Raw genomic sequence first — 486 nt, forward strand, 5'->3', positions numbered from 1 at the left:
CGGTGCTGGCGCTGATCGTGGTCAAGGCCCTGGCCGAGAGCCCGTGGGGGATCTTCACGGTGATGGCGACCATCCCGATCGCGATGTTCATGGGCATTTACATGCGCTACATCCGCCCGGGCCGCATTGGTGAAATCTCGCTCATCGGCGTGCTGTTGCTGCTGGGGTCGATCTGGCTGGGCGGGCAAATCGCCGCAGACCCGGTCTGGGCCAAGGCTTTCACCTTCACCGGGATCCAGATCACCTGGATGCTGATCGGCTATGGTTTCGTCGCGGCGGTACTGCCGGTGTGGCTGATCCTGGCGCCGCGGGACTACCTGTCGACCTTCCTCAAGATCGGCACCATCGTCGCCCTGGCCATCGGCATCCTGGTCACCATGCCCGAGCTGAAAATGCCGGCGCTGACCCAGTTCACCGACGGCACCGGGCCGGTGTGGAAGGGCGGGCTGTTCCCGTTCCTGTTCATCACCATCGCCTGCGGCGCGG

Annotated in this window: 1 protein-coding gene; it reads left to right on the forward strand. The window is 64.8% G+C overall.

Going from position 1 to position 486, the window contains the following annotated elements:
• Nucleotides 1-486 (forward strand): carbon starvation CstA family protein (locus IB266_RS31345; protein ID WP_318646614.1); only part of this gene is annotated, 486 nt, incomplete at both ends.

Source organism: Pseudomonas sp. Pdm06, from assembly GCF_014851795.1.
Taxonomy (GTDB): Bacteria; Pseudomonadota; Gammaproteobacteria; order Pseudomonadales; family Pseudomonadaceae; genus Aquipseudomonas; species Aquipseudomonas fluorescens_AA.